The 2,565-nt window shown below is 65.8% G+C and carries 3 protein-coding genes; all 3 read right to left on the reverse strand.

Features of this window, described 5'->3' with window-relative positions:
- Nucleotides 1-31: 31 nt before the first annotated feature.
- Nucleotides 32-802, reverse strand: coding sequence for a creatininase family protein (locus I71_RS09370; protein ID WP_042694187.1), 771 nt, complete (start codon nucleotides 800-802; stop codon nucleotides 32-34).
- Nucleotides 795-1,559 carry an enoyl-CoA hydratase/isomerase family protein gene (locus I71_RS09375; protein ID WP_042694190.1) on the reverse strand — a complete coding sequence of 255 codons (765 nt, stop codon included), beginning with the start codon at nucleotides 1,557-1,559 and terminating at the stop codon, nucleotides 795-797. Before I71_RS09375 ends, I71_RS09370 begins: the two co-directional genes overlap by 8 nt.
- A gap of 163 nt (nucleotides 1,560-1,722) precedes the next feature.
- On the reverse strand, nucleotides 1,723-2,562 hold the full coding sequence (locus I71_RS09380) for an HlyD family secretion protein (protein ID WP_042694193.1): 840 nt from the start codon (nucleotides 2,560-2,562) through the stop codon (nucleotides 1,723-1,725).
- Nucleotides 2,563-2,565 lie beyond the last annotated feature (3 nt).

Consider the following 2,565-nt stretch of genomic DNA (forward strand, 5'->3'; position numbering starts at 1 on the left):
CCGACGACCGCGCGGCAACGGCTGCACACTGTCAAACCGGATCGTCCTGGGAAAAGCTCTCGACGAGAAGCGAGGCGATGCGCTCGATGCAATGCCTGCCGATGGCTGCCGTGGACCCGTTGGGGTCGCCGAGAATGCCGTTGGCGCTGACCGCCGCAAGCCCATCGCGCCACATCAGTTCCAGGTCGCCTTGCGAAAGAAGCCCCAATCTTCCGGCCTCGTAGCGGGCGGTGCGCACGCGCTCGGGGTGGAGGTCGAGCATCAGCGAGGTTTCAGCGATGTCGGCATGGCCACCGACCTTGATCGGTTCGCCACCCGCTTCCTCGACGGCATCGCGCCACCGTTCCAGCCACGCCTTCGCATCGGTGAAGGCGGAGATTCGGCAGGAGGCGGGCACGGCCGACCGCAGTCGCGGCAACATCCTGGCCAAGGGCGGAGAATTGCCGACATGGGCGGAGAAGATGAGAATGTGCTCGAAGCCATGTCTTGCCAGGCTGGTGCAGTAGTCCCGGCAGATCATTTCGAATGTGCTGTCCTGCAGCGAGATCGTGCCGGGAAATGCGAGATGGTGGGACGAGCAGCCGACCCTGATGGTCGGCGCCACCAGCGCGCCTCCCACCCCCTTCGCCACCAGGATGCCGAGACGGTCCGCATGGTCGGCATCGACGCTGAGGGTCAGGTGCGGTCCATGCTGCTCCACCGCCCCGCAGGGGATGACGATGGTCCGGGTGCCGCCCGCGATGGCGAGAGCGACCTCGGACGAAGTCATGAACTCAAGCCGGAGATGATCGCCGTCAGACATTCTGCCGCCTCGTTTTGCGTTGGAGGAACCGCTCCCGCGCCGCGGCCGTCTCTCCGCGGTTCAAGTAGTCACGCATGTCGCCGAGCGTGCGCGCCTCAAGCTCCTCGTCTGTCATCCGCGGCGCCTCGGTGAAGGTCCGTTTGATCGCCGAAAACAGATGAATGTCCTTGAGGCGAAACGCCTCGGCAACGGCCCGGGTCCGGTCCTGCAACTCCTGGAAACCGACGATTTCGTCGACGAGGCCCATCCTCTGTGCTTCCTGTGCCGAAACAAGCTCCCCGGAATAGAGAAGGCGCTCCGCAGCGCGGCGCCCGAGGCGGTTCATCGCCTGCCGCATGCCCTTCGCGGCGGGGAGCAGGCCATGATTGATTTCTGGAAAGCCGAACTTCGCGCCCTCACTCGCCACGACATGATCCGCAAACAGAACCAGTTCCAGCGCCCCGCCCACCGCATAGCCGTTGACGGCGCATAGCAGCGGCGAGCGGTAGCCTTCGAGCACGACAAGCAACCGGTGAAAGGCGCGCATGCGCGGGATCGCAGCGTCCGCCCTGAGGGTGATTTCACGAATATCGCCGCCTGCACAGAAGAAGCGCTCGCCGGCACCGGTCAATATCAACGCCGGCGCCTCGGCCTCCTCGCCGAACCGGACGAGATCGTCCGTCAGCGCCTGGATCAGATCGAGGGAAAGCGCGTTGGCGGGTGGCCTGTCGATGGTCATCCGGACCAGAGTGGTGGATAAGCGATCCAGCCTCAGCATGGTGCATCCTTTCAAATCGCGCGGGGATCCGCGGTGCCGGAGGTTAGCGCGTGCGCCTCGAAACGTTCTTCCGAAGACCCCCCGCGAGCGCGCCCGTGAAAGGATGTTCTGGCGCGATCCAACTGTTTGACGGCGAAAGATGCCGTGCGATCCCCCGGCCCGTTTACAACGCGTCGGCGGCGGTTGCCGATTCAATGGCGACGGTCGCCGTCATGCCCGCCGCCAGTTCGACGCCGGGCGGGACGCGGTCGATGTGGATTCGCACGGGAATGCGCTGGGCAAGGCGGACCCAGCTGAAGGTCGGCTCGACATTCGGCAGGCCGCGATGGCCTGGCGTTCCGTTGCTGTCCTCGATGCCCCGGCCGATGCTTTCGACATGGCCGGAGAGCGCGTCATCGAACCCCATCAGCATGATCTGCGCCGGGCTGCCGACACGGATCAGCCGCAGCTTCGTTTCCTCGAAATAGCTGGTGATCCAGAAGCTGGTCGCATCGAGGATGGCGATCTTCGTCACGCCCGCGGTGGCATAATCGCCAGGCCGCAGCCGCAGATTTGTGACATATCCGTCGATCGGCGCCCGGATCGTCGCCCGTGCGAGGTTGAGCTTGGCAAGATCGAGCGCCGCCACCGCGCCTTCATAGCTTGCAGCGGCCTGTGCGGCGGCGCCGGCCGTCTGTTGCAGATCCTCCTGGGAAACGACCTCGCGCAGCTGGCTTCGCCGCCGTGCCGCCGCCTGACGGACAAGCATGTCCTGCCGCCTGGCTTCGGCCTCGGCCTGCGCGGACGCCACCGCGAGCGAGAAGCGTTCGCGGTCGATCACATAGAGGACGTCGCCACGATGCACATATTGATTGTCGGCGACAGGGACGGCGCCCACGGTCCCGGACACCTCCGGCGCGATCTGGACAACCTCAGCGCTCACCCGGGCATCCCGCGTCCACGGCGTCTGCTCGTGGCGCGTCCACACCTGCAGCGCCACGAGCGCTGCGACCGAGCCGAGCAAAGG

The sequence above is a fragment of the Azospirillum sp. B506 genome (assembly GCF_000333595.1).
GTDB lineage: Bacteria > Pseudomonadota > Alphaproteobacteria > Azospirillales > Azospirillaceae > Azospirillum.